This window comes from Microcystis sp. M53598_WE2 (genome assembly GCF_030067735.1).
GTDB lineage: Bacteria > Cyanobacteriota > Cyanobacteriia > Cyanobacteriales > Microcystaceae > Microcystis > Microcystis aeruginosa.
The window spans coordinates 1-1,400 of the sequence record NZ_JASJFE010000072.1; the positions used below are offsets into that span (position 1 = coordinate 1).

General features: G+C 47.5%; 2 protein-coding genes. Both read right to left on the reverse strand.

The annotated features are described in order from the left end of the window. Positions 1-680: tetratricopeptide repeat protein (locus tag PX636_RS01715; RefSeq protein WP_288116024.1), on the reverse strand; the 680-nt coding region annotated here is incomplete at its 3' end. Between the two features lie 62 nt (positions 681-742). Continuing rightward, the coding region (locus PX636_RS01720) for an Rpn family recombination-promoting nuclease/putative transposase (RefSeq protein WP_288116025.1) at positions 743-1,400 on the reverse strand (658 nt) is incomplete at its 5' end.

Here is a 1,400-nt window from a genome sequence, read left to right on the forward strand (position 1 = left end):
GCAATCCCTCGGTTGTACAAAGCTTGATGGAAATCGGGTTTAATTTCTAAAGCTTTGTCGTAAGATGCGATCGCTTCTTCTAATCTGCCTAAATTACCTAACGCAACCCCTCGGTTGTACCAAGCTTCATGGTAATCGGGTTTAATTTCTAAAGCTTTGTCGTAAGAGGCGATCGCGCCGATAAAATCCCCATTGATTAGTTTCTGGTATCCTTGCTCAAACCAGAATTCGGCATCCTGAACCACTTCCGTTAAATCCGTCTCCTTTGAGTCTAGATTTTCCTCCTCCACACCAGAAACATCCCTCACCGCGTCGCGCAACTGGAGGCTAATCCGTTGGGACACTTCCCCCAGATTTCCCGTCATCACCTTCCCTAAAGCCGCCAGATCCCGCCCCAAAGTTTGATAATCTTCTGGATACTGTAGCCATTCCTCGCTTTTGACCCCTAGCCACTGCGCCAGCTTTTTATCGTCACAATGGCGACTGTGTAGCCATTCCCGTAACCCGTCGGTAGTGGTTCCCGCCGCCACCTGCTCGAATAACCCCATCAATATCCCTTCATATTCCCCATCGCTGGGTTCTGGAGGAGTATTTTCGACTTTTTTGAGGTTAATTGCCTTCGGACTGGCAATAAAGAGCGATTTTAGCCAATTCCAGAGCTTTTTTAGTAAGGATAGCATCGAAGAAAAGCGGAAAGGAAGATAAGGAAATTATATCTTTACTGCCGAAATCTGAAAATACCCTAGCGCTCGCTCTCTCCCGGCGAACGCTTCGCGCACGCTTCGCGTGACCGAGCCAATTCTAAGACCTGTTCGAGAGATAATCCCAGAGAAGCGGCGATTTCTTGGGGATTAACCCCCGCTCGCAATAATAAGGGAACAGAAGCTAATTTTCCGATGATTTCCCCTTCTTGGCGACCTTCTTGGCGACCTTCTTGGCGACCTTCTTGGCGACCTTCTTGACGACCTTCTTGGCGACCTTCTTGGCGACCTTCCTCTAGGGCCTCCTGAAACACACGCGTCTGTCTTAACTCGCTTAAACTAAACATAGCTTCTATCTCCTTTCGATTAATCCGCGGCAACTTGTAAATCAAAATCGTCTCTATCAATTCTAAAAGTTCCTGTTGGCGATTTTCTACCCCCGTTTCCCTCACTCGCACGATTAACTCCCTTCCCCGGTTGATCACTTGCGCTTCGGGTAAGCTTACTAACTCTAGCGTCGCTAATCCGAGCGAATCTGGTGGACTCTCGGCTAATTCCTCGAGATAAATCCTTTGTACTCTTGTTTCTTGTAATAGCTCTCTATATCGCTCTATATTCTCCTTTTCCACCCTTCGATTCGGATAGATCACCACCCCGCGCCAATTGTTTTTTAACTGCGTCTGTTTGAGATAGAGAAAA